21 protein-coding genes and 1 pseudogene are annotated in these 23,398 nt (G+C 64.6%); 14 read left to right on the forward strand and 8 right to left on the reverse strand.

Annotated elements, in window-relative coordinates:
- A pseudogene (locus Q0030_RS37065) lies at positions 1 to 221 on the reverse strand (hypothetical protein); the annotation flags it as partial.
- A 211-nt stretch (positions 222 to 432) separates the two neighbouring features.
- Complete coding sequence (locus tag Q0030_RS37070; protein ID WP_298378945.1) at positions 433 to 1,578, reverse strand: alpha/beta hydrolase; 1,146 nt, start codon at positions 1,576 to 1,578, stop codon at positions 433 to 435.
- Between the two features lie 102 nt (positions 1,579 to 1,680).
- Between Q0030_RS37070 and Q0030_RS37075 the strand changes: the two genes are divergently transcribed.
- Positions 1,681 to 2,187, forward strand: a complete 507-nt coding sequence (locus Q0030_RS37075; RefSeq protein ID WP_298378948.1) for a hypothetical protein — start codon at positions 1,681 to 1,683, stop codon at positions 2,185 to 2,187.
- 224 nt (positions 2,188 to 2,411) lie between these two features.
- Here the strand turns inward: Q0030_RS37075 and Q0030_RS37080 are convergent, their stop codons facing one another.
- Both Q0030_RS37080 and Q0030_RS37085 read right to left on the reverse strand, forming a co-directional pair.
- Positions 2,412 to 3,956, reverse strand: coding sequence for an acyl-CoA synthetase (locus Q0030_RS37080; RefSeq protein WP_298378951.1), 1,545 nt, complete (start codon positions 3,954 to 3,956; stop codon positions 2,412 to 2,414).
- Between the two features lie 203 nt (positions 3,957 to 4,159).
- A complete protein-coding gene (locus Q0030_RS37085) occupies positions 4,160 to 5,332 on the reverse strand; it encodes an acetyl-CoA C-acetyltransferase (protein WP_298378953.1) in 1,173 nt (390 codons plus the stop codon).
- Between the two features lie 175 nt (positions 5,333 to 5,507).
- On the opposite strand from Q0030_RS37085, the gene Q0030_RS37090 reads away from it, so the two are divergent.
- From Q0030_RS37090 to Q0030_RS37130, 9 genes are all read left to right on the forward strand, one after another.
- Positions 5,508 to 6,173 carry a TetR family transcriptional regulator gene (locus Q0030_RS37090; protein ID WP_016847446.1) on the forward strand — a complete coding sequence of 222 codons (666 nt, stop codon included), beginning with the start codon at positions 5,508 to 5,510 and terminating at the stop codon, positions 6,171 to 6,173.
- A gap of 46 nt (positions 6,174 to 6,219) precedes the next feature.
- Positions 6,220 to 6,978, forward strand: a complete 759-nt coding sequence (locus tag Q0030_RS37095) for an SDR family NAD(P)-dependent oxidoreductase (protein ID WP_298378957.1) — start codon at positions 6,220 to 6,222, stop codon at positions 6,976 to 6,978.
- A 162-nt stretch (positions 6,979 to 7,140) separates the two neighbouring features.
- Positions 7,141 to 7,947, forward strand: a complete 807-nt coding sequence (locus Q0030_RS37100) for an enoyl-CoA hydratase/isomerase family protein (RefSeq protein WP_298378960.1) — start codon at positions 7,141 to 7,143, stop codon at positions 7,945 to 7,947.
- Between the two features lie 41 nt (positions 7,948 to 7,988).
- Positions 7,989 to 9,857, forward strand: coding sequence for an AMP-binding protein (locus Q0030_RS37105; RefSeq protein ID WP_298378964.1), 1,869 nt, complete (start codon positions 7,989 to 7,991; stop codon positions 9,855 to 9,857).
- Positions 9,858 to 9,968: 111 nt separating this feature from the next.
- The gene (locus Q0030_RS37110) at positions 9,969 to 11,096 is read left to right on the forward strand and encodes an acyl-CoA dehydrogenase family protein (protein WP_298378966.1); all 1,128 of its coding nucleotides are present in this window, start codon (positions 9,969 to 9,971) and stop codon (positions 11,094 to 11,096) included.
- 118 nt (positions 11,097 to 11,214) lie between these two features.
- Entirely contained in the window at positions 11,215 to 12,462 is a 1,248-nt protein-coding gene (locus tag Q0030_RS37115; RefSeq protein WP_298378981.1) for an acyl-CoA dehydrogenase, read from the forward strand.
- 28 nt (positions 12,463 to 12,490) lie between these two features.
- Positions 12,491 to 13,735, forward strand: coding sequence for an acyl-CoA dehydrogenase (locus Q0030_RS37120; RefSeq protein ID WP_298378982.1), 1,245 nt, complete (start codon positions 12,491 to 12,493; stop codon positions 13,733 to 13,735).
- 135 nt (positions 13,736 to 13,870) lie between these two features.
- On the forward strand, positions 13,871 to 14,569 hold the full coding sequence (locus Q0030_RS37125; protein ID WP_298378985.1) for a nitroreductase: 699 nt from the start codon (positions 13,871 to 13,873) through the stop codon (positions 14,567 to 14,569).
- Positions 14,570 to 14,647: 78 nt separating this feature from the next.
- Entirely contained in the window at positions 14,648 to 15,058 is a 411-nt protein-coding gene (locus tag Q0030_RS37130) for a hypothetical protein (RefSeq protein WP_298378987.1), read from the forward strand.
- Between the two features lie 200 nt (positions 15,059 to 15,258).
- Here Q0030_RS37130 and Q0030_RS37135 read toward each other — a convergent pair whose 3' ends face one another.
- Positions 15,259 to 16,266, reverse strand: a complete 1,008-nt coding sequence (locus tag Q0030_RS37135) for a YafY family protein (protein ID WP_298378989.1) — start codon at positions 16,264 to 16,266, stop codon at positions 15,259 to 15,261.
- Between the two features lie 84 nt (positions 16,267 to 16,350).
- Here Q0030_RS37135 and Q0030_RS37140 point away from each other — a divergent pair, with 84 nt between their 5' ends.
- Both Q0030_RS37140 and Q0030_RS37145 read left to right on the forward strand, forming a co-directional pair.
- The gene (locus Q0030_RS37140; RefSeq protein WP_298378990.1) at positions 16,351 to 17,004 is read left to right on the forward strand and encodes a glutathione S-transferase family protein; all 654 of its coding nucleotides are present in this window, start codon (positions 16,351 to 16,353) and stop codon (positions 17,002 to 17,004) included.
- Positions 17,005 to 17,018: 14 nt separating this feature from the next.
- A complete protein-coding gene (locus Q0030_RS37145) occupies positions 17,019 to 17,453 on the forward strand; it encodes a DUF6157 family protein (RefSeq protein ID WP_298378991.1) in 435 nt (144 codons plus the stop codon).
- A gap of 192 nt (positions 17,454 to 17,645) precedes the next feature.
- On the opposite strand, the gene Q0030_RS37150 is transcribed toward Q0030_RS37145, so the two are convergent.
- Together Q0030_RS37150 and Q0030_RS37155 are read right to left on the reverse strand one after the other, a co-directional pair.
- Positions 17,646 to 18,431, reverse strand: coding sequence for an enoyl-CoA hydratase/isomerase family protein (locus Q0030_RS37150; protein ID WP_298379074.1), 786 nt, complete (start codon positions 18,429 to 18,431; stop codon positions 17,646 to 17,648).
- Positions 18,432 to 18,442: 11 nt separating this feature from the next.
- The gene (locus Q0030_RS37155) at positions 18,443 to 19,555 is read right to left on the reverse strand and encodes a cyclic nucleotide-gated ion channel (protein WP_298378992.1); all 1,113 of its coding nucleotides are present in this window, start codon (positions 19,553 to 19,555) and stop codon (positions 18,443 to 18,445) included.
- Between the two features lie 317 nt (positions 19,556 to 19,872).
- Between Q0030_RS37155 and Q0030_RS37160 the strand changes: the two genes are divergently transcribed.
- Complete coding sequence (locus Q0030_RS37160; protein ID WP_176528717.1) at positions 19,873 to 20,541, forward strand: Crp/Fnr family transcriptional regulator; 669 nt, start codon at positions 19,873 to 19,875, stop codon at positions 20,539 to 20,541.
- Complete coding sequence (locus tag Q0030_RS37165) at positions 20,538 to 21,437, forward strand: DUF6537 domain-containing protein (RefSeq protein WP_298378996.1); 900 nt, start codon at positions 20,538 to 20,540, stop codon at positions 21,435 to 21,437. Before Q0030_RS37160 ends, Q0030_RS37165 begins: the two co-directional genes overlap by 4 nt.
- A gap of 376 nt (positions 21,438 to 21,813) precedes the next feature.
- On the opposite strand, the gene Q0030_RS37170 is transcribed toward Q0030_RS37165, so the two are convergent.
- A complete protein-coding gene (locus tag Q0030_RS37170; RefSeq protein ID WP_298378999.1) occupies positions 21,814 to 23,214 on the reverse strand; it encodes a TAXI family TRAP transporter solute-binding subunit in 1,401 nt (466 codons plus the stop codon).
- Between the last annotated feature and the right edge of the window lie 184 nt (positions 23,215 to 23,398).

Here is a 23,398-nt window from a genome sequence, read left to right on the forward strand (position 1 = left end):
TAGTAGTACTGCGCAAGCTGCACGTTCTCGCGGACCGGAGCGGGCGCAGCCTCGTCGAGCGCCTGCAGCTTTGCGGAGGCGTTCGAGATCGGCTCCAGCAGGTCCGCGTATGAATTCGCCTGCAGAACGTCGGCCGGGTTCGGCCCAGGCGCAGCTTCGGCGGCACCGACCGCGCCGAACGCGGCCACCGCTCCCAGAAGTCCAGCGATTTTCCTATCCATCTTTGCTCTCCTCAAAAAGTCGCCGGACCGAGCGCCGGTTTCTAGCAACGCCGATCATTGCGCAATGTTTCGTGAACCGCGCATTAACGCCCTGTGACGGGATCGTGGCGGCAGGCACCTGCATCTGACGCGGGACGGATGTCGGCTCGCGCGAAGAAACCTGCCAGAACAAGAATCTAGAGCGACTGATTCGATCAGAACCGAAGTGGCTCTACCTTGCGCGATCGAGGAACTGCAGCAGCAACCGGCTCACTTCCTCCGGCTGCTCCTGCTGCACCCAGTGGCCGGCGCCGTCGACCAGATAACAGCCGATCATTTTGGTACAGGCCTTGGTCTGCATCGTCTCGAACACGCCGGGCCGCTGATAGGTGCCCCAATCCTGCTTGCCCGAGATGAAAGCGGACGGCTGGTCGATGCTGCGGCCGCTCCAGGTCTGCAATTCCGCGGTGAACGCGCCTGACGTGCCGCAGCGATACCATTGCAGCCCGCCCTGGAATCCCGTGCGCTGATACTCGGCGCTGTAATAAGCCAGCTCGCGATCCGGCAGCCAAGTGTTGGCGGCGATCGCCTCGCGCGACGGCATCTCTTCGGCGACCGTCGCAGCCATGTCCTTGGCGAGATCCATCACGTAGTAGGTCGGCAATTTGGCCAGCTCGCCCGCCGACCAGGATTGCAGCGGATACGGCTTGTTGTCTTTCCAGTCCGCGCTCTTGTGATGATAATAGGCGCGCAGGAAGTCGTGCACGCCCTGCGGCGCGCGATGCATGTCGGCATTGGCCGGGCGCGTCGAATAGTACCATTGATAATGCTTGCGCGGCCGCGGCAGCGCGGCCAGCTCGCGATGCACGGGGTCTTCCCTCGCGGGCTTCGCTGGTTCATTGGCGATGTTGAATGGCAGCGACGGCGGTCCTGCGAACGGCGCGCTCATCATCACGACCGCGCGGAACACGTCGGGGCGGATCAGCGCGCACCACGCCGCGACCGACGAGCCGAAATCATGCCCGATCACCGCATCGACATGCGTGTAGCCGAACGCCGCGACCAGCCCCAGCGCATCGCGCACCAGATTGGGCAGGCGAAACGCGCTGAGATTACCGTCATACTCCGCGCTCCAGCCTGACGTGCGGCCATAGCCGCGCTGGTCTGGCGCGATCACGTGATAGCCGGCCGCGGCGAGCTTCGGCATCACCTTGCGCCAGGAAAACGCCAGCTCCGGAAAACCGTGCAGCAGCAGCAGGCAAGGCCGGCCGGATGTTTCGAAGCCTGCTTCGAGCACATGCATGCGCAGGCCATTGATCCCGTCGACATAACGCGAGCGGATGGTGGAGGGGAGCGGGACGTCGGGGAGCGTTTCCATCGCAAATCACCTGTTGGGCATCGCCGCACAACCAGCGCATTTGGCTGTATGCTGGCGGCCATTGGTGAACGATAGCAACTTTGGCTACGGGATGCATACCGCATGCGCCACGCGAGGATTGCAGAGCTGCCCGGCTGGATGTCGCGTCTCGGTGTGATGATCGTGGCCGCCGGTCTGTTGCTGGTGCCTGCGGTCCGCGCGGCCGACATCAAGGAGCTCACCGAAAAATTGCCGCGCGCCTATATCGGCGAATTCCTCTGGGATGGCGACAACACGGTGCAGAACGTTGTCATCACTTTCGACAAGGTGCAGGCCCTGAACGAGCAGAACGCGGAAGCGCGCGGCTGCGGTTCATACGAGGTCGGCCGTCACGTGAGCAAGATCGATGTCGAGATGTTCATCCGGCTGTCCGATCTCGAGGTCGAGATCTTCGAACGCTCGCCCGACGGCAACGGAGCGTTCGAGACCGACGGCAGCCATCGCGGCAAGCTATCGGAAGATCTTCAGCAGATCGATGCGCAGTGGACCTCCACCGCATCCGGTAAGCACGGCCAACTGCATCTGCGCGCTGCGGCGTCGGTGGCGTGCGGACCGGCGGAGGATTTGTAGTGCTGCATAACGCTGGAAGCGTTGTCCATCCTTCACCCTCCCCTGGAGGGGGAGGGTCGGCTCACAGCGAGCGAAGCGAGATGTGAGGCGGGGTGGGGTGATCTCTCAACACGGGAAGGCACCGATACGAGGGACCTTCACCCCACCTCGGTTCGCATTCCATGCGAACCGATCCCAGAGCGAGCTCCGCTCGTCTCGACCCCTCCAGGGGAGGATAAGAGGAATTACGCTTTGGCGGGAGCCTTCGGCCAGTACCTGTCACGCAGATGCCGCTTCACCAGTTTCCCGGTCGGCGTGCGTGGCAACTCTTGCTCGAAATCGATGCTCTTCGGGCATTTGATCGGTGACAGATGCTGGCGGCAGAATGCGATCAATTCGGCCTCGAGCTCCTTGCCCGCCTTGGCGATGTCGTGCGGCTGCACCACGGCCTTGACCTCTTCGCCCATCTCCTCGTTCGGCACGCCGAACACCGCGACGTCGGAGATCGCGGGATGCGTGATCAGCACGTCCTCGGTTTCCTGCGGGTAGATGTTCACGCCGCCAGAGATGATCATGTAGCTCTTGCGGTCGGTGAGATAGAGGAAGCCTTCTTCGTCGAGGTAGCCGACGTCGCCGAGCGTGGACCAGCCCTTGGCGTTGTAGGCCTTCTTCGTCTTCTCGGGATCGTTGTGATAGGTGAAGACAGGCGCGTCGGCGAAATAGACCTGGCCGATCTGGCCGGTCGGCGCCTCCTCGTCGTTCTCGTCGAGAATTTTGACCTTGCCGACCACGGCGCGGCCCACGGTGCCGCGATGGGTCAGCCATTGCTGCGAGGTCGAGACCGTGACGCCGTTGCCTTCGGAGCCGGCGTAATACTCGATCAGGATCGGTCCCCACCATTCGATCATCTTCGCCTTGACGTCGACCGGGCAGGGCGCCGCGGCGTGGATCGCGCCTTTCAGCGACGAGACCTTGTAGCGGGCGCGAACCTCGTCGGGCAGCTTCAGCATGCGCACGAACATGGTCGGCACCAGCTGTGACTGCGTCACCTTGTGCTCCTCGATCTGCTTCAAGAATTCCTCGGCGTCGAAATGCTCCATGATGACGGAGGTGCCCCCGAGCACGGTTGCCATCATGTTGAAGCGCAGCGGGGCCGCGTGATAGAGCGGCGCCGGCGACAGATAGATCGAGTCGGCATTCATGCCGCACATGTCGGCGGTGAGAATCCGCAGGAACGGGTTCGGCACGTCGATCCGGTTGCCCTCGAATTCCTTCTTGATGCCCTTGGGCCGACCGGTGGTGCCAGAGGAATACAGCATGTCGTAGCCTGCGATCTCGTCGGCAACGGGCGTGGTCGGCTGCGCGCCGGCCTCCTTGTCGTAGGAGCGGAAGCCCGGTGCGGGTTCGTCCATCATGTAGAACAGCGGTTCGCCTGGCTCGCCCTTGATCAGGCCCTTCACCTTGTCGGCGCATTGCGGCGTGGTGATGAACACCTTCGCTCCGCAGTCTTTGATGATGTAGGCGATCTCCTCTTCGGTCAGGTAGCGGCTGATCGCTGTGTAATAGAGCCCCGAGCGCTGCGCGGCCCAGCAGATCTCCATGAAGGCGAGGCGGTTTTCCATCAGCAGCGCGATGTGGTCGCCGGCCTTCAGGCCTAGCGAGCGGAACAGATGCGCGCCCTGGTTCGAAAGCTCGTCGAGCTCGCGATAGGTGATCGCCTTGCCGGACGCCGCCATCTGGTAGGCGATCTTGTTCGGATGGTTACGCGCGTGGATCGACGGGTGGGTCAAAGATGTTTCCTCAAACAAGGTGGTCGTCCCTGCCTAGTGCGCGATTGCGCACGGGAGCAGGGACTCATAACCATCGATTTATGTTGTTGACTGAGTTGGGGCCGCAGCCCGGCATAACCACAAGCATCTATGGTTATGGGTCCCGGCTTTCGCCGGGACGACACTTTTTTCGTGGAGGCCCTTCGGACCTAATCGAACGCTTCTTACAGCCGCTCGACAATCGTCACATTCGCCATGCCGCCGCCTTCGCACATGGTTTGCAGGCCGTAACGCTTGTTGCGCTGCTTGAGTGCGTGCAGCAGCGTCGTCATCAGCTTGGTGCCGCTGCCGCCGAGCGGATGGCCGAGCGCGATCGCACCGCCATTGACATTGAGCCGGGCCGGATCGGCGCCGGTGGTCTTCAGCCACGCGGTCGGCACCGAGGCGAAGGCTTCGTTGACCTCGAACAGGTCGATGTCGTCGATTTTCATGCCGGCCCTCTGCAGCGCGCGCTGCGTTGCCGGCAGCGGCGCTTCCAGCATGATCACGGGGTCGCCGCCCATCATGGTGAGGTGATGGATGCGTGCCATCGGCTTGACGCCGAGCGCCTTCAGGCCCTTCTCGTTGACGACCATCACGCCGGAGGCGCCGTCGCAGATCTGGCTGGCGCTGGCCGCGGTCAGCTTGCCGTTCTCGGCGATCAGCTTGACGCCCTTGATGCCGTCGAGGCTGGCGTCGAAGCGGATGCCTTCATCGATATGGTGGGTGTCGGTCGAGCCGTCGGCGCGGGTGATCTTCACCGGCACGATCTCGTCCTTGAAGTGGCCGGCTTGCGTGGCCGCGATCGCGCGCTGATGGCTGTTGTAGGAGAATTCGTCGAGCTCGTCCTTCGACAGGCCGTACTTCTCGGCCATCATCTCCGCGCCGGTGAACTGGCTGAACACGATGTTGGGATACTTCGCCTCGATGCCGGGGCTCTTGTAGTGGCCGAAGCCGTTCTTGGCGGGCAGCGAGGAGGCGAGCCCCATCGGCACGCGGGTCATCGATTCCACGCCGGCGGCGATCACGCAGTCCATGGTGCCGCTCATCACGGCCTGAGCCGCGAAGTGCAGCGCCTGCTGCGAGGAGCCGCACTGGCGGTCAATCGAGGTCGCGGGCACGCTCTCCGGCAACTTCGAGGCCATCACTGCGTTGCGCGCGACGTTGGTGGATTGCTCGCCGGTCTGCATCACGCAGCCCATGATCACGTCCTCGACCTGCGCCGGGTCGGCGCCTGATCGTTCGACGAGCGCATTGAGCACGGTGGCGGCCAGATCGGCCGGATGCCAGCCGGCGAGGCGCCCTCCCTTGCGGCCGCCGGCGGTGCGGGCGGCGGCGACGATATATGCCTCGGCCATGTCTGATCTCCCTGGTGTTTCTGGATTGTGAGGTTTTGAAAGTTGGGCCGGATTTAAGGGGTGGCTCAGCATTTAGTCAATCAATCAATTAACTCTTGAGTGCAGCCCCGCCATGGGCTTATGTGCGGCCTCGATTTACCGTCGAGCCCTGAGACAGAGCGGGACCAGAGCGCAGTTGAATACCAGCGTACCGACGAAACTTCCGGCCGGCAAAAATGCTACTGCCGACAAGCTATTGGTCGCAGCCAGCGAGCTGATGATCGAGCGCGCCTCGATCGAGGTGTCGCTGTCCGACATCGCCCAGAAGTCCGGCGTCAACGCCGCCCTGGTGAAATATCATTTCGGTAACAAGGACGGGCTGTTGCTGGCGCTCTTGGCGCGCGACGCCGCCACCGAGATATCGCAGCTCGAATATCTCATCAGCCAGCCGATCACGCCGTCGGCGAAACTGCGGCTGCATATCGGCGGCATCATCCGCGCCTATCACCAGTTCCCCTATATGAACCGGCTGATTCATTATCTCCTGCACGAGAGCTCGCCTGCGGCCGCGAACGAGGTGTCGAAATTCTTCGTCGCGCCGCTGCTGGATTTTCACCGCCGGCTGCTGGCCGAGGGCATCAAGGCCGGCGAATTCCGCAAGATCGATCCGGTGCTGTTCTACACCAGCCTGATCGGCGCCTGCGATCACCTGTTCTTCGGCCGCCACGCGATGTCGCGCGCGGTTGGCGTCGGCCCGGTCACCGACGAGGTCTGCCGCGAATACATCAAGCACATGGAAGCCTTGATCTTCGGCGGCGTGCTCAATCCCGATAAGGAAACGGCAGCGGTCGCCGCCGGATAACAAGTTCGAAGTCTAGAGAAGAAACGCCCAAGGAAAGGTTGTTCCCATGCAGTTGAAAGACGTTGCCGTTCTCATCACCGGCGGTGGCTCCGGCCTCGGTGCCGCAACCGCGCGTGCCATGGCCGCCAAGGGCGCCAAGATCGGCGTGATCGACCAGAACAAGGAAAACGCCGAGAAGGTCGCCGCCGAAGTGAAGGGCGTTGCCCTGCATGCCGACGTCACCGACGAGGAAGCGATCAAGGCGGCGATCGCCAAGGCCGAAGCCGCGCACGGTATCGCGCGTGTGCTGATGAACTGCGCCGGCATCGGCGGCTCGCAGCGCATCGTTGGCAAGGACGGCGTCTATCCGCTGGCGAAGTTCGCCCGCATCATCAACGTCAACCTGATCGGCACCTTCAACGTGCTCCGCCTGTTCGCCGAGCGCCTCGCCACCGCCGAGGCGATCGGCGAAGAGCGCGGCGTCGTGATCAACACCGCGTCGGTCGCGGCCTATGAAGGCCAGATCGGCCAGATCGCCTATTCCGCCTCGAAGGGCGGCGTCGTCGGCCTCACGCTGCCGGCCGCGCGCGACCTCGCCAGCCTGAAGATCCGCGTCAACACCATCGCGCCCGGCCTGTTCCTGACGCCACTGCTGATGGGTCTCAACGAGGAAGCCCGCAAGAGCCTGGGCGCCCAGGTGCCGCATCCGGCTCGCCTTGGCGATGCCTCGGAATACGGCAACCTCGCCGTCCACATCGTCGAGAACCCGATGCTCAACGGCGAGACCATCCGTCTCGACGGCGCCATCCGCATGGCGCCGCGCTAACGGCGAATTCCGCTGTCGTCCCTGCGAAAGCAGGGACCCATACTCCGCGGCGTCTGTAACAGGCAAACCTGGCAGACGTCGCGCAAAACAACAAAAGCCTGTGGTTATGGGTCCCGGCTCGCGCTTCGCTTGGCCGGGACGACGGTCGGGAGGACCATGCGCGTGTCTCAACCACTGCTGATCGAACATCATGACGGGGTCGATTGGGTTACGCTCAATCGCCCGGAAAGCCTCAACGCGCTCGATCCTGCGATGATCGACGCGCTCAATACCTACTTCCAGGGCCTGCAGCGCAATCGCGACACCCGTGTCGTGGTGCTGAAGGGCGCCGGCGCGAATTTCTGCGCCGGGCTCGACCTCAAGCACGCGATGGCGCGCCGTGGCGGACAGGCCGAGCCGCCCGGCGTCACCGAGTCGCTGGACTCGCAGCGCCGCATTGCTGACATCGTGATGCTGATGCGGCGCTGTCCGCAGCCGATCATCGCGCTGGTGCAGGGGGCTGCGGCCGGCGGCGGCTTCGCGCTGGCGCTCGCCGCCGACATCCGCATCGCCGCGAAAAACGCGCGGATGAACTGTGCCTTCATCAAGCTCGGCTTGGGGGGCTGCGACATCGGCACCAGCTATTTCCTGCCGCGCCTCGTCGGCGTGTCGGTCGCCTCCGAACTGATCCTCACCGGGCGTTTCATCCATGCCGACCGTGCGCTCGCGGTTGGCCTGGTATCGGAGGTGGTCGAGGCCGCCGATCTCGACACTGCGGCCAATCCTTACGTCGAGGCGATGATGACGGCTTCGCCGGTCGGCCTTCGCCTCTCGAAGGAATGCATCAACATGAGCGTCGATGCCGGCTCGATCGAGGCCGTGATCGCAATGGAAGATCGCAATCAGGTGCTGTGCAGCCGCTCGGAAGATTTCCAGGAGGGCATCAGGGCCTTTCTCGAGAAACGAAAGCCTGTCTATATCAGGCGCTGAGAACAGATCCTCAAAAGGACAAGAATTCCGGGAGACGCAAAATGGATGGAGACGCGGCGATGCTGACGAAGCCTGCCTTTCGCAAGGTGGACTGGCTCGCACGTGACATCGCGGTCGAGCGTCGCGCTGACGGTACCGTCGTCCTGAAATCGCGGATCCCGCTGCAGGCCTACGAGACGCATATCCCGGCCTATCTCGCCAAATGGGCGGCGCAGGCGCCGGAACGGATCTGGCTGGCGCAACGCGGTGGCCCCGACCGGCGGTGGCGCAAGGTCTCCTATGGTGAAGCCAAGCGCACCGTCGATGCGCTGACGCAAGGCCTGCTCAACCTCGGTGTAGGTGACAGCCGACCTGTCGCGATCCTGTCAGGCAATTCGATCGAGCACGCGCTGATGACGCAGGCTGCGATGCAGGCGCGGCTGCCCGCCGCGCCGGTGTCGCCGGCCTATTCGCTGATGAGTCAGGATCATCTCAAGCTCAAGTACCTCTTCAACCTGATCAAGCCTGCCGTCGTGATGGTGCAGGACGGTCCGACCTTCGAGAAGGCGCTGAAGGCGATCGACCTTACCGGCATCACGGTCGTTCACGTCCTGCGCCCCTGCGACGGCATCAAGAGCGTGGGCTTCGCCGAGTTCGCGGCGACGAAGGTAACGGCCGATGTCGGCGCGTCGATCGCGAAGATCACGCCGGATACGGTCGGCAAGCTGCTGTTCACCTCGGGCTCGACCGGTATGCCCAAGGCCGTCATCAACACCCAGCAGATGATGTGCGCCAATGCGGCGATGATGATGCAGGTGCGTCCGCGCGAAACCGCCGGGCCGATCCCGACCGTGCTCGACTGGATGCCGTGGAATCACACCATGGGCGGCAACGCCGCCTTCAATCCGGTGTTGGTCGATGGTGGCACGCTCTATATCGACGACGGCCGGCCGATGCCGGGCCAGCTCGAGGAGACCATCAGGAACCTGCGCGAGGTCTCGCCGACCTATTACGCCAACGTGCCGGCCGGCTATGCGGCGCTCGCAGCCGCGATGGAGAAGGATGAGGCGCTGTGCCGGAGCTTCTTCAAGAACCTCTCGATCATGGCCTATGGCGGCGCCCGGCTGCCTGACGATCTCTATGATCGCATGCAGGCGCTGGCGGTGAGGACCACAGGCGAGCGCATCGTGTTCTACACCGGCTGGGGCTCGACCGAGACCGCGCCGACCTCGACCGGCACCTATTGGGACACCGAGCGCGTCGGCCTGATCGGCCTGCCGTTCCCCGGCGTCGAGCTGAAGATGGTGCCGTGCGGTTCGAAATACGAACTGCGGCTGCGCGGCGTCAACGTCACACCCGGCTATTTCGGCCAGCCCGACCTCACCGCGAAGATGTTCGATGAAGAAGGCTTCTACTGCATCGGCGATGCCGGCGTGTTCGTCGATCCCGAAGATCCGCTGCAGGGCATCATCTTCGCCGGCCGCGTGGTCGAGGACTTCAAGCTGACCACCGGCACCTTCGTCCATGTCGGCTCGCTGCGCACCGATGCGATCGCTGCCGCGACGCCGGTCGTGCATGACGCGCTGGTCGCAGGACAGGATCGCGAGTTCATCGGTCTGCTGTGCTGGCCCAACCTGCATGCCTGCCGCCAGCTCGTCGGCAATGCGGGTGCGAGCTACGAGGACGTGATCCGGCATCCCGAGGTGGTCGATTGCCTCAGGAAGGGCTTGCAGGCGCACAATGCATCCACCACCGGCAGCAGCATGCGCATCGCGCGTGCGATGCTGATGGTCGAGCCGCCGTCAATCGACGGCAACGAGCTCACCGACAAGGGCTACATCAACCAGCGCGCCGGCCTCGAACGCCGCGCCGCATTGGTGGAGAAGCTCTACGCCGGCAAGCCCGGCGACGACGTGATTATTTTGAACTGACCGTAGGATGGGTAGAGCGCAGCGAAACCCATCACTTCCGAACAAGCAACCGATGGGTATCGCTTCGCTCCACCCATCCTACGAACAACAACAGCAACGCGGGTAAGCGCCATGAATTTCGATTTCTCCGACGAACAGAAGCAGATGCGCGATGAGGCGCGGAAATTCCTCAGCGAACAGTGCCCGCCGAAGGCGGTGCGCGAGGTGCTCGACGGCAAGGCGCCCTATGACAAGGCGCTGTGGAAGGGCCTCGCCGAGATGGGCTTCCTCGGCGTCGCGATCCCGGAGCAGTTCGGCGGCGCGGGTGCCGGCCATCTCGAGCTCTGCGTGATCGCGGAGGAAATGGGCCGCGCGCTGGCGCCGGTGCCGTTCTCTTCCACCGTCTATCTTGCCGCGGAAGCACTCCTGATCGCAGGCAGTGACGCGCAGAAGCAGAAGTGGCTGCCGAAGATCGCCTCCGGCGATGCCATCGGCACGCTGGCGCTGTTCGAGGGCAAGGGCAATCCGTCGCCGAACGCGATCAAGGTCACCGCCAATGGCGGCGTGCTCAACGGCGTCAAGAAGCCGGTCGCCGACGGTGCGATCGCCGATTTCGCCGTGGTCGCGGCGCGCACCGGCTCCAGCGGGCGCGAGTCCGATATCTCGCTGTTCATCGTCGACCTCAAGGCGGGCGGCGTCGAGGTCAAGTCGCTCACCAACATCGATCTGACCCGCGGCCAGGCCGAGATCACCTTCAAGGACGCCAAGGCCGAGCCGCTCGGTGCAGCCGGCGAGGGCTGGAGCGTGATCACCCAGGTGCTGGATCGCGCAGCTGTGCTGACGGCATTCGAGCAGGTCGGCGGTGCCGACCGCGCGCTCGAGATGGGCCGCGACTACGCGCTCGACCGCATCGCGTTCGGCCGTCCGATCGGCTCGTTCCAGGCGGTCAAGCACATGCTGGCCGACATGTATGTCTCGGCGACGCTGGCGCGCTCGAACTGCTACTACGGCGCCTGGGCGCTCTCGACCAATGCCGGCGAATTGCCGGAGGCAGCAGCTGCCGCGCGCATCAGCGCGACGCAGGCGTTCCAGCACTGCGCCAAGAACAACATCCAGGTCCATGGCGGCATGGGCTTCACCTGGGAGTTCGACTGCCACATGTACTACCGCCGCGCCAATGCCGTGGCGCTCGGCCTCGGCAGTCTGTCCTATTGGGAAGACGCGCTGATCGATCGCATGCGCAAGAAGAACGCGGCGTAACCGTTGATGATTTGTAGGATGGGTAGAGCGCAGCGAAACCCATCATGACGCGGGTGGTCCAAAGATGGGTTTCGCTTCGCTCTACCCATCCTACGACACCGGCGAAGGATGACAGACCATGAATTTCGACGACACCCCGCAGGAAGCCGCATTCCGCGCAGAGGCGAAAGCCTGGATCGCGGCCAATGCGCCCAAGCAATATGAGGAAGAGCTGCGCAAGGCCTCGCTCGGCCGCGTTGCGCTCAAGGGCGCCAACATTCTCGAGGTCGCGAAGGCCTGGCAGAGGAAGAAAGCCGATGCCGGCTGGGCCTGCCTGCATTGGCCGAAGGAATATGGCGGTCGCGGCTCGTCGCCGATCGAGCGCGTGATCTGGCAGCAGGAGGAGGGCCCGTTCGGCCGCCTCAGCTCGATGTTCATCATCGGCCACGGCATGTGCGGCCCGACCATGATGGCGTTCGCCGGCGAGGAGCAGAAGCGCAAATACCTGCCGCCGCTCGCCTCCGGCGAGAAGATCTGGTGCCAGCTGTTCTCCGAGCCGGCCGGCGGCTCCGACGTCGCAGGCCTGCGCACCCGCGCCGAGAAGAACGGCGACGAATGGGTGATCAACGGCCAGAAGATCTGGACGTCGGGCGCGCATTACTCCGACTACGGCATCCTCTTGACCCGCACCGATCCGACGGTCGCGAAGCACAAGGGCCTCACCATGTTCTTCCTGGACATGAAGAGCCCGGGCGTCGAGGTGCGGCCGATCAAGCAGGCGAGCGGCGCCTCCGACTTCAACGAGGTCTATTTCACCGACGTGCGCATTCCGGATTCGCAGCGGCTCGGCAATGTCAATGACGGCTGGAACGTGTCGCTGACCACGCTGATGAACGAGCGGATGTCGATCGGCGCCGGCGTCTCGACTGGCTTCCCCGAGCTGTTCGATTTCTGCAACAGCCTGATGCTCGAGGACGGCCCCGCGATCGAGAACCGCGCGGTGCGTTCGAAGCTTGCGAACTGGGCGGTGAAGGCGAGCGGGCTGAAATACACCAGCATGCGCGCGATCTCCGCGCTGTCCCGTGGCGAACGCCCGGGACCGGAGAACTCGATCGGCAAGCTGGTCGCCGGCTCGATGATCCAGGACGTCGCGACCTACGCGCTCGACCTGCAGGGCGCCGCAGGCGCCTTGAACGGACCCGAGGATGCCGAGGTCGCCGGCAAGTTCCAGGCGATGCTGCTGCGTGCGCCGGGCACCCGCGTCGAGGGCGGCACCGACGAGATCATGCGCAACATCATCGCCGAGCGCGTGCTGGGCCTGCCCGGCGACATCAGGGTCGACAAGGACGTTCCCTTCAACAAGATCCCGACCAAGGGCCGCGCCTGAGCGCGCGGAAAATCAAAAGAGGTTCGCCATGAATTTCGATGACACCCCGCAGGAAGCCGAATTCCGCAAAGTTGCGCGCACCTGGATTGCCGCCAATGCGCCGAAGGAATTCGAGGAGGAGTTGTCAAAATCCTCGCTCGGCCGCATCAGGCTTGCGAAGCACGACATGGTCGAGGTCGGCAAGGCCTGGCAGAAGAAGAAGGCGGAGGGCGGCTGGGCCTGCCTGCACTGGCCGAAGGAATATGGTGGCCGCGGCGCGACGCCGATCGAGCGCGTGATCTGGCAGCAGGAAGAGGGCGTCTACGGCAAACTGACCCAGCCGTTCCAGATCGGCGAGGGCATGTGTGGTCCGACCGTGATGGCTTGGGGCTCTGAGGAGGCCAAGCGCCGCTATCTGCCGAAGCTCGCTGCGGGCGAGGAGATCTGGTGCCAGCTGTTCTCCGAGCCGTCGGCCGGCTCCGACGTCGCCGGCCTGCGCACCCGGGCCGAGAAGAAGGGCGACAACTGGGTCGTCAACGGTCAGAAGATCTGGACCTCCGGCGCGCACTACTCCGACTACGGCCTGTTGATCGCACGCACCGACCCGAATGTGCCCAAGCACAAGGGCCTCACCATGTTCTTCCTCGACATGAAGAGCCCCGGCGTCGAGGTGCGGCCGATCAAGCAGGCCAACGGCATGCAGGAGTTCAACGAGGTCTATTTCACCGACGTCGTGATCCCGGACAGCCAGCGCTTGGGTGCGGTCGGCGAGGGCTGGAGCGTGTCGCTGACCACACTGATGAACGAGCGCATGTCGATCGGATCGCGGCTCGCGACCGGTGTCCCTGAAATGTTCGAGTTCTGCTCCAATTTGATGCTGGAAGATGGTCTCGCGATCGACGATCCGGCGGTGCGCTCCAAGCTTGCGAGCTGGGCGGTGAAGGCGAGCGGGCTGAAATACACCAGCTACCGCGCGATCTCGGCGCTGTCGAAGGGCGAGCGGCCCGGTCCGGAAAATTCCATCGGCAAGCTCGTCTCCGGCCTGATGCTGCAGGACATCGCGACCTACGCGATGGACCTCGAGGGCGCTGCGGGCAGCCTCACCGGCACCGACGAGGAGCAGGCCAACGGCCAGTTCCAGCAGATGCTGCTGTCGTCGCCCTCGATGCGGATCGCCGGCGGCACCGACGAGATCCTGCGCAACATCATCGCCGAGCGCGTGCTGGGCCTGCCGGGCGACATCCGGGTCGACAAGGACGTGCCCTACAACAAGATCCCGACCAAAGGGCGTTGACGATTCTCGTGTCCCGGACGCGATGCGGCGCGTAGTGCCGCGCCGCAGAGCCGGGACCCACCTCTTGTATGTGCCCCGGCTCAGCAGCGCATCACTTCGTGCTGCGCTGCGTCCGGGGCAGGAAAGCGAGCACCAATGGACGCTGTCGTGAAACAAGACAACCGCATCGGCGCGCTCGAGGAGCTGCTCAACGAGCGCTACTCGGTGCGCGCGTTCCAGCCGCGCGAGGTGCCGCGCGACGTCATCGAGCACATCCTCAGCACCGCGCAGCGCACCGCGTCCTGGTGCAACAGCCAGCCCTGGGAAGTCCTGATCGTGTCCGGCGAGGCCAAGGAGCGGTTCCGCAAGGCGATCTATGCCGAGGCCTCGCGCGGCCTCGGCGACGACTACGACTTCACGCCGCCGCGCGAATATGTCGGGGTCTATCTGGAGCGCCGCCGCGAGAGCGGCTTCCAGCTCTACAACACGCTCGGCATCGCGCGTGGCGACAGGGCGGCCTACGCAAAGCAGGCGCTGGAGAACTACAATTTCTTCGGCGCGCCGCACATTGCCGTGATCCACACCAATGAGCTGCTCGGCATCTATGGTGCGATCGACTGCGGCGGCTATGTCTCGAACTTCATGCTCGCCGCGCAGGCGCTCGGGCTCGGCACCATTCCGCAGGCGGCGATCGCGCGCCATTCCGGCCTGATCCGCCGCCATTTCAACCTGGCTGGGGATCGCCGGGTTGTCTGCGGTATCTCGTTCGGCTATGCGGATCACGCGCACAAGGTGAACAGCTACCGCACGTCGCGCGCAACTATGGCGGATACTGTCACATTTATGGATGTATAGTTTCCTCAAGGCGGGAAGGTCGGCTCACCCTCCCGCCGAGGACAAGAAGAAACGACAAGAAGAACGACTAGAACAACAATGGCGAATAACGCCTCCCTGACGCCGGCGGAGATCAGCTGGCAACTGCACCGTCTGCCTGCGCTTGAGCGCGACGCGTTCATCGCCGCGCAATACCTGGGACAGCCTGTTGCCTGGAAGACCCGCTTCTTCGACGCGATCGACTGGGGCGCGGGCTCCGTGCTGCAGTTCAGCTTCCTGCAGCGCGGCTGGCATCGCCATTCGCGGCTCGACAACCCGATCTATGCCTATATCGACATCGAGCAACATCCGGAAACACGCGGCCTGCGCCGCGGCCGGCGGATCGATCTCGAGGGCACGATCAAGGGCGTCGACTTCGTGACCGGAACGACGCTCACGCTCGACCGGTTCAAGATCCTGCCCGTCAACTTTCTCGATCGCTTCGTCATCAGTTCCGACAGCCGCTACTGACTAGGGCATGATGAAGCAAGTATCAGCGGCATCGGAACCGCGTCCCCTCTCCCGCTTGCGGGGGAGGGCTAGGGTGGGGGCTCTATCCGCGAGTCATATCGAGGAGAGAGCCCTCACCCGGATCGCATCTGTCGATGCGATCCGACCTCCCCCGCAAGCGGGAGAGGTGCAGCGACTATGCCGCGCCATTCAACCCAATCTCATCGCGCTTTAGCGCCTGCCACCGCGCGGCGCGGCGGGGCGTCCGCATAGCGCGCGGCCATCGCGCCCGCCAGCTCGGCCATCTTCTCGCGCAGCTCCTGCGGTTCGATCACTTCGGCCTCGGCGCCGAGCCGGAGCAGCTCCGAGGCGGCGTGCCACACCGTCTTGCCGACCGGCATGGTGGCGGTCCGCCAGCCGTCGGGCTCAGTGCCATCGGCAAGCCGCATCCGTGCCTTCACGTAAGGATGCGCCAGCGCATCGAACAGCTGCAGCCCGAGCGGCGACAGCCGCACTGTGGCCTCGTTCGGATGCAGCTCGGCCTCGAGCCGCGCGATCGAGGCGCGCCAGTAGGTCGCGAGATCGAACTCCGCCGGCCGCGCGAACGGCGTCTCCAGCGCCGTGCAATCCAGCACGCGCGCGACGCGGTAGGTGCGGACATTGCCGTCGACCAGGCCGGCGAGATACCAGCTGCCGCCCTTCAGCACGAGGCCGAGTGGCGCCACGCGCCGCCGCTTCTCGGCTTTCCAGCTCTGGTAGCGGATCTCGATCAGGGTCTCGCGCAGCACCGAGGCTGCAATCGCGCGCAGATGCTTCGGCTCCTCGGTCTCGCCGAACCAGCCCGGCGCGTCGAGATGGAAGCGCTGCTGCATGCCCCGCGCATTGGGGCGCAGATTCTCCGGCAGCGCCGCCATCAGCTTGGTCTGCGCCGCCGCCATCGCGGCATCGAGGCCGAGCGCGGCGGCCGGGCCGGGCAGGCCGGCCATGAACAGCGCCTCGGCCTCGCCCTGCGACAGCCCGTTCAGCCGCACCCGATAGCCGTCGAGCAGCCGGTAGCCGCCCTCGGCGCCGCGGTCGGCATAGACCGGGACGCCGGCGGCCGAGAGCGCATCGATGTCGCGATAGATCGTGCGCACCGAGACCTCGCAGGCTTCCGCCAGTTCGGGCGCGGTGACCTGTCCCCGCGCCTGCAGGGTGGTGAGGATGGAAAACAGCCGGCTCGCGCGCATGGCCAAATCATACCTGACACAAGATGTCAGGTATAGGCGGACATAAGGAGGCCATGCGCCCTGATGGCGCAAGGAGATCCGCTGATGACCACCGCTGCCACCACCGACCGCGTCACGCTGTATTACTCGCCGCAGAGCCGTGCCACCGGCACCCGCGTGCTGCTGGAGGAGCTCGGCGCACCCTACGATCTGCACGTCCTCAACATGAAGGCAGCCGAGCAGCGCCAGGATGCCTATCTCGCGATCAATCCGCTCGGCAAGGTGCCTGCGATCGGCCATCGCGGCGGGCTGGTGACCGAGCAGGTCGCGATCTTCATCTATCTCGCCGATCTGTTTCCGCAGGCGGGCCTGACGCCCGCGCTGAACGACCCGCGCCGCGGCCCGTATCTGCGCTGGATCGCCTATTACGGCTCGTCGTTCGAGCCGGCCGTGATCGACCATTTCATGAAGCGCGAGCCGGCACCGATCACGCAATCGCCCTATGCCGATTACGATACCATGCTGGGCACGCTCGAGGTGCAGCTCGCAAAGGGGCCCTATCTCTTCGGCGAAGCGATCACGGCGGCCGACATCCTCTGGGGCATCGCGCTCAGCTGGACCATGATGTTCGGCAACGTGCCGAAAAGGGACGTCTTCGTCCGCTATGCCGAACGTATCTCCGCACGCCCGGCTTTCATCCGGATCTCGAAGTCTGACGACGAGATGGCGGCGCAGCATGCAGCGGTCGCCGGAGTGTGATACGGATCGTGCCGATGGCGAAACCGCTGTACAGCACCAACTGCTTCAACACTCTGATCCGCGTCGCGGAGGATTGTCCGGCGCAGCGCGGCGAGGAGCCGCAGCTGCGTGGCGGCCAGCCGACGGTTGCCGTGCTGCAATTCCGGATGATCGCAGGCGCGCCGTACAAATACACCTCCGACGACGTGGTGTTCGCGACGTCGTCGGCCGGCCGCGCGCTTGATGCAAAGGCTGCGAAGAAGGAACGCAGCCTCGCCCGCGAGACGTTCTTCTCGCGTGGCCAGGCCTGCATGCGCGCCTCGCCGCTGGGAAAGCGTTTCGGCTGGGGCGTCCACGCCGACGCCGAAGGCCGCATCGCGCTCTACGCCGTCGACAGCAAGCGCTACCAGGCGCTCGCCCGCGACCCGGAGATCGCGCAGACACGCGCGATGCGGAGCAAGCGGGCGTAAGGAGATGCTGCTCTCATCCTCCCCTGGAGGGGGAGGATCGGTTCGCATGCAATGCGAACCGAGGTGGGGTGATCTCTCCTCGGGCACCGCTCGTGTTGAGAGATCACCCCACCCCGTCTCACATTCCGCTGCGCTCCATGCGAGCCGACCCTCCCCCTCCAGGGGAGGGTGAAGGGGCACGTGCCGTGATCGCTAAAACCTCGGCGCCCGCTTCTCGGCGAAGGCCTTGATGCCTTCCTTGATCTCGTCGCCGCGCATGCTGTCGCGGTGGCGCTGGTCGGCGGCCGCCTCATCCAGCTCGCCGCGGGCGAATTCGTTGATTGCGCGCTTCATGCCGGCCATTGCCTTCGGCGCATTGCCCGCCAAAACCGTCGCGAGCTTGTCGACCTCCTCGTCGAGCAGGTCGAGCGACACCATCGCGGTGAGGTAGCCGATCCGCAACATCTCCGGCGCTGATATCTTCTGCGCGGTCAGGAACAGCATCTTGGCGTTGTCGACGCCGAGCCTCGTGACGTAGCGCTGGATGCCGCTCTTGTAATAATGCAGCCCGAGCCGCGCCGCGGGCATGAACATCTCCGCGGTGTCGACGCCGATGCGGAAGTCGCAGGCGAGCGCGAGGTCGGTCGAGCCGCCATAGACGCCGCCATTGAGCCGGCAGATCGTCGGTACGCTCAGATCCTCGAGACGGTTGACCACGACCTCGAACGCCGAGCCCGCGCTCTGCTGTTCATTGGCGCTGACCGCGCGCTCGGCCACCGAGTTGAGGTCGTAGCCGGCGGAGAACGCGCGGCCGGTTCCGGTCAGCACCAGCACGCGGATCGCAGGGTCGGCCTCGATCCGATCGAACAGCCTGACGAGGTCGCCGAGATCCTCGGCCTGCAGGCGGTTGAGATGCTTCGGCCGATTGAGGCGGATCGTTGCGCGGGCGCCGGCAATTTCGAGCACGGGTCCACTGGCGGTGTCGGCCGCGTCGGCCATCTTGGTCTCCATCATTGGTTCTCACGTTCGCGCCGTTTCGCCTCGGCGTCGATGGTCTCGGCGAGATCGGGATGCCTTGCCATCAACAGGCGGAAATCGACGAGGTCAAGCACCAACAGCCGGGTCACCTTGCTGGTCGAGACGCTGGCGCCCCGCTTGGCGTTGCCGAGCAGCGCCATCTCGCCGAAGAACGCGCCTTCGCCGAGCTTCACCTTGCGTCCGGGCAGGTCGACCTCCACCTCGCCGGCGGCGACGAAATACATGCAATCGCCATTGGTGTCCTTGCGGATGATCATGGTGCGCGGCGGCAGGTCCATGGTCCGTAGCACCTGGGTGACGTCGGCGATCGCGGCCGGGCCGAGATGGGCGAAGAACGGCACCTTGCTGACGGTCTCCCAGGTTCTCAGAAAATTGTCGCGGCGGGTTTCCGCGGCAAAACCGGTCGCCAGAATACCGGTCCACAGCCCGAACACACCGAGGCCCGAGATCATCACCATGGCGGCGACGATGCGGCCGAGCGGGGTGATCGGCACCACGTCGCCATAGCCTGTCGTGGTCAGCGTCACTACCGCCCACCACAGCGCTGCCGGCACGCTGCCGAAGGTCTGCGGCTGGACGTCCCGCTCCAGGAAGTATTCGGCGACCGAAGCCAGGAACACCACCATCAGGAAGATCACCAGCACACTGAGCAGCGGGCCGGATTCCACCACGAGCACCCGCCGGAGCTGGCGCAGGCCGGGAATGCCCGGCACCACCTTGAGCACCCAGAGCACACCGAGCAGCCACGCAGTCTTCGGCTCAATGCCGGCAAGCAGCGCCAACGGCACCGCCAGCGCGCCGATCGCATCGACGATGCCGGCGCTTGACAGCGCGTAGAACCAGAACTTGTCCTGCCGCCGCATGTGCCGCAGCCGCACCAGCCATTCGAACACGAAATAGGCAAGGCAGGCCCACAACAGCGCATCGACCCAGTGCGGGACCGCGTCATAGGCCGGCGCGACCGTCAGCAGCGTCATCATGGCGACACCGACCGTGACCGCGACATAGGCCGCCGTGGTCATGTTGCGGCCGGCGGTGGCGGAAACGAAGCGCGTCAAGGCCGGAAGGACGAGCGGCTTGGACATCGGAACGGAGCTTGCCTGTCGCTGAACTGCTGGAATCGAGGCCCTGCGAACGGCGGAGCCTGTGTCACAACGTGCCTCTCCCGGTTGAGGCCGTCAACGCGCAGGCGGTGGCGGGATGATCGCGGCGAAAGTCCGAAATGTTGGACGAATGGCCTAACCATGTTGGCCCGTTTTTGCGCCCGCGAATGTGAGAAATCAGACAAATCGTCGCTTTTTCACCGTATATCAGGGATGCTGGTCACCGATGCGACCTCGGCCGGAATGAAGCGACTAATAAGGCGATCTTGTTCACTTCTTGAGAAATTGGTTGGTTTCCGATGGATACCTCACATCTCGCGGAGCACGCCGGCGCCGCCGGCAGTTTCTTCGCATCGATCTTCGTGGTCGCCACGCTGTCGATGCGGACCATGATCCCGTTGCGCGTCTTCGCCATCCTGACCAACATCATCCTGATCGCGACCGCGGTCCCGACCCACAATTACGCGACGCTGATCCTGCATGCCGTGCTGCTGCCGGTGAACACCTATCGGCTGCACCAGATGCTGCAGCTGGTCCGCAATGTGAAGAAATCGGTCAACAGCGATCTGTCGATGGATTGGCTCAGGCCGTTCACGACGGAGCGCAAATGCACCGCGGGCGAAGTCCTGTTCTACAAGGACGAGAAGGCCGACAGCATGTTCTACATCGTCAGCGGCCGCTTTCGCCTGGTCGAATCCGGCATCGAGCTGCCGGTCGGCGCCCTGGTCGGCGAGTTCGGCATGCTGTCGCCGTCGAACACGCGCACCCAGACCCTGGAGTGCGTCGAAACCGGCATGGTGCTGTCGGTGACCTATGACCAGGTCGAGCAGCTTTACGTTCAGAACCCGGCGTTCGGCTTCTACCTCCTGCGTCTGTTCAGCGCCCGCCTGTTCGAGAATATCTCGACGCTCGAGCAGCGGCTCGCGCAGCACGCCACCCCACAGGTCGCGGAGCCCAAACCTGCATGAGCCCCGCGACGAGTTCTGGAGGCGCCGCAGTGCCGGATGACGACAGTCTGCTGGCTTCGCTTCGCTATCTTTTTGCCGACATCATCGGCGATGAGGACGAGGGGCCACCGGTGCTGCCCGACGCCTGCCCGGATCACCTCGGACCGGCGGTCACCGAGGCCATTGATCTGTTGATCGCCTATCAGAGCACGAGCTACGCCCAGCTCTATATCGACCGGCTCAAGCGCTTCGTCGGCCGCCGCGGCGTTGACGACGCGCTGCTTGCCGAGATCGCGCGGCTGATGGCCGAGCGCATGGCCTATGAGGACGCGATCCGCATCGCGCAGCTCAAGCTCGGCGAAGTCAACGCGGCGGGCGGCCTTGCGGCGCGCTCGGCCGACGACGTCAAGAAGCTCCGCCTCGACGAGTTGGTCGACGCCCTGCCGGCGATGGTCGCCGATCCGATCCTCGGCGCGCTCGATCAGCTCGGTTGGCGGCGCCGCCGGGTCTCGATCCGCTTCAGCGCCAACAATCGCTTCAGCATTCGCCGGCTCAGGATCGAGGCGGGCCTGAAGCGCTGGCGGCTGTTCTCGGGGCGTTACGCCAAGGAGCGGATCTGGGTCGAGCGCTGGCTGCACATGATCGACCGCAGCCTGACCAAGCAGCCGGGCGCGGCCCCGGCGGTCGTAGAGACCGCGACCATGATCCAGGGCTACGGCGATCCCTATCGTCAGGGCATCGCGGACTGGCACGTGATCATCGATGGGCTGGTCAAGCCGACCTTCGACGGCGTGCTCGCGCTTCCCGATCTTGCCGCCGCCATCACCGAGGCCCGCGCCGCCATGATGCCCGATCCGCGGCAGGCCGCGCTGAAGCGCAAGATCGCCGAGATTCGCGCGCGGGTGCCGGCGGCGTAGGTGTGAAGGACCCTGATATTCTCCGTCGTCATTGCGAGGAGCAAAGCGACGAAGCAATCCACAGCTCAACTTGCGGCGCTATGGATTGCTTCGCTTCGCTCGCAATGACGCGGAAAAATCTATCACCGTCACCCTGAGGTGGCCGCTCTTCAGCAGCCCTCGAAGGGTCGACGGCCCGACTATCGCTTGATATGCGCGGTGTCGTCCTGGCGAAAGCCAGGACCCATTACCCCAATTTCAATTGTTGCGCAGCGCCGGGGCCGCGATCCCCGTTCAGCACCGAAAGCGGTGGTAATGGGTCCTGGCTTTCGCCAGGACGACAGCGGTGGATTTGGCGCGACCGCGCGGACGGGCGTGTCTGTAGCGCAACTGCCTCTCACCCGTTCGCGGTCTTCACCACCACGAGATTGTCATCGACTGCCGGCGGGTGGCGCTTGAGATGGTCGCGGCGCAGGGCGATCTCGTCGCGGACCAGCTCGTAGCCGAGCTTGAAGGTGTCGAGGCCGTCGCTGGAAACGGTGCCGTCCCGCAGGCCGATCACCGCGCCGCGCAGGATCGCCTCGAGCTCGTCCTGCAATTCGTCGAGATGTTCGGCGCAGGTGGTGTGCGCGACGCGCTCGCCGATGTCGAGGATCCGGCCCGCCAGTTCGCTGGCCTTCTCCGGCGCGACGCGGGTGATCTTGGTGTAGATCCCAGCGAAGATCGAGCCGATGATGCTCAGCGCGGCGGCGGCGAGATACATCACGTCGCTGTAGCGATCCATGAACGATTTGGTATCGTCGTTGATGTATTCGGCCGCGCCCTGATGGGCGACGATGAAGGCGTCCTTGTCGGTCGCCGCCGGCTCGATCCTGGAGGCGAAGCCGTCGTCGAGCGCGAGCTCGGACTTGTTCTCATAGACGATGCGTGCGAGTTCGGCCGCCGTGGTCGTGGGCATCCAGGATTGCGCGACCAGCAGCCATTCCAACCCGATGGTGTCGACGTCGTCGTCGGGGATCGCCGGCGAGGATGACAGCATGCCGGTCGAGACGGTCTCCTCCGAGATTGCCGGATATTTGCGTGCCAGCGCCTTGGCCTCGTCGATCGCGTTCAAGGTGAAGCCGCCGGCGCGCTTGGCATATTGCTCGTAGGTCTTGTCCTTGATGATCTTTGAGGCATGCTCGATCGCGACCACGGCGGCGAAGCCGGAGGCGAACAATCTGTCGAACGGCGTGTTCGGCGGCGCCTGCTGCACCCGCTGCGCCGCATCCGGGCTGTCGGAAATCTCCAGCGCGCTGCGGACGAAATTGACGTTGTTCTCGCCGTCGCCGACGACTGCGATCTTCTTCCTCTTCAGTTCGGTGAGCGACTTGATCTTCTTGCCGCCGGGGCTCAGCACCAGCACCACGTCATGCTCGAGGATCGCGATGGCGCGGGCGCGCGGCGGCACCTTCGCATCGGTGCGCAGGATCGCAAGCGTCGCGTCCCGGCGATCGAACTGCGCCAGCGCCTTGGCGTTGTCAGGGTTCGGCGCGATCTTCAACCGCAGCCGCGACGAATTGTTCTTCAGCACGGTGGCGAGGCGGGCGGCGAACTTGGCCTCCGGGCCGTTGGTATCGCCGACCGCGAACACCAGCGTTTCCGAATTGCGCAGCCAGACCCGGCCGCCGACCACGGTGATCGCGCTCAAGAACAGCGTCAGCAGGGTGAAGATGATGATCTGCGCGCGGTTGCTCTTGGCGACCGGAGGGCGTGGTCGCGGCAGCATTGGCGAAGGCGCGGGGGCTTCGGCGCTCATGGCTGATCACCTGGCTCATCACCCGTCCGGGACGGTCCGTTGCCGCAACGGCGCGGCGCTGCCCGGTGAATCCGTAAATGACTACAAAAGAAAGAAAATTTCCTATGCCGCCGACGATATACCTCCCCGGCGGGAATGCAAACCGGCCACCCGCCGTAACCTTAATCCCGGTTCGCCTGCGCCG

Origin of the sequence: uncultured Bradyrhizobium sp., assembly GCF_947648125.1 — a bacterium.
Lineage (GTDB): Bacteria > Pseudomonadota > Alphaproteobacteria > Rhizobiales > Xanthobacteraceae > Bradyrhizobium.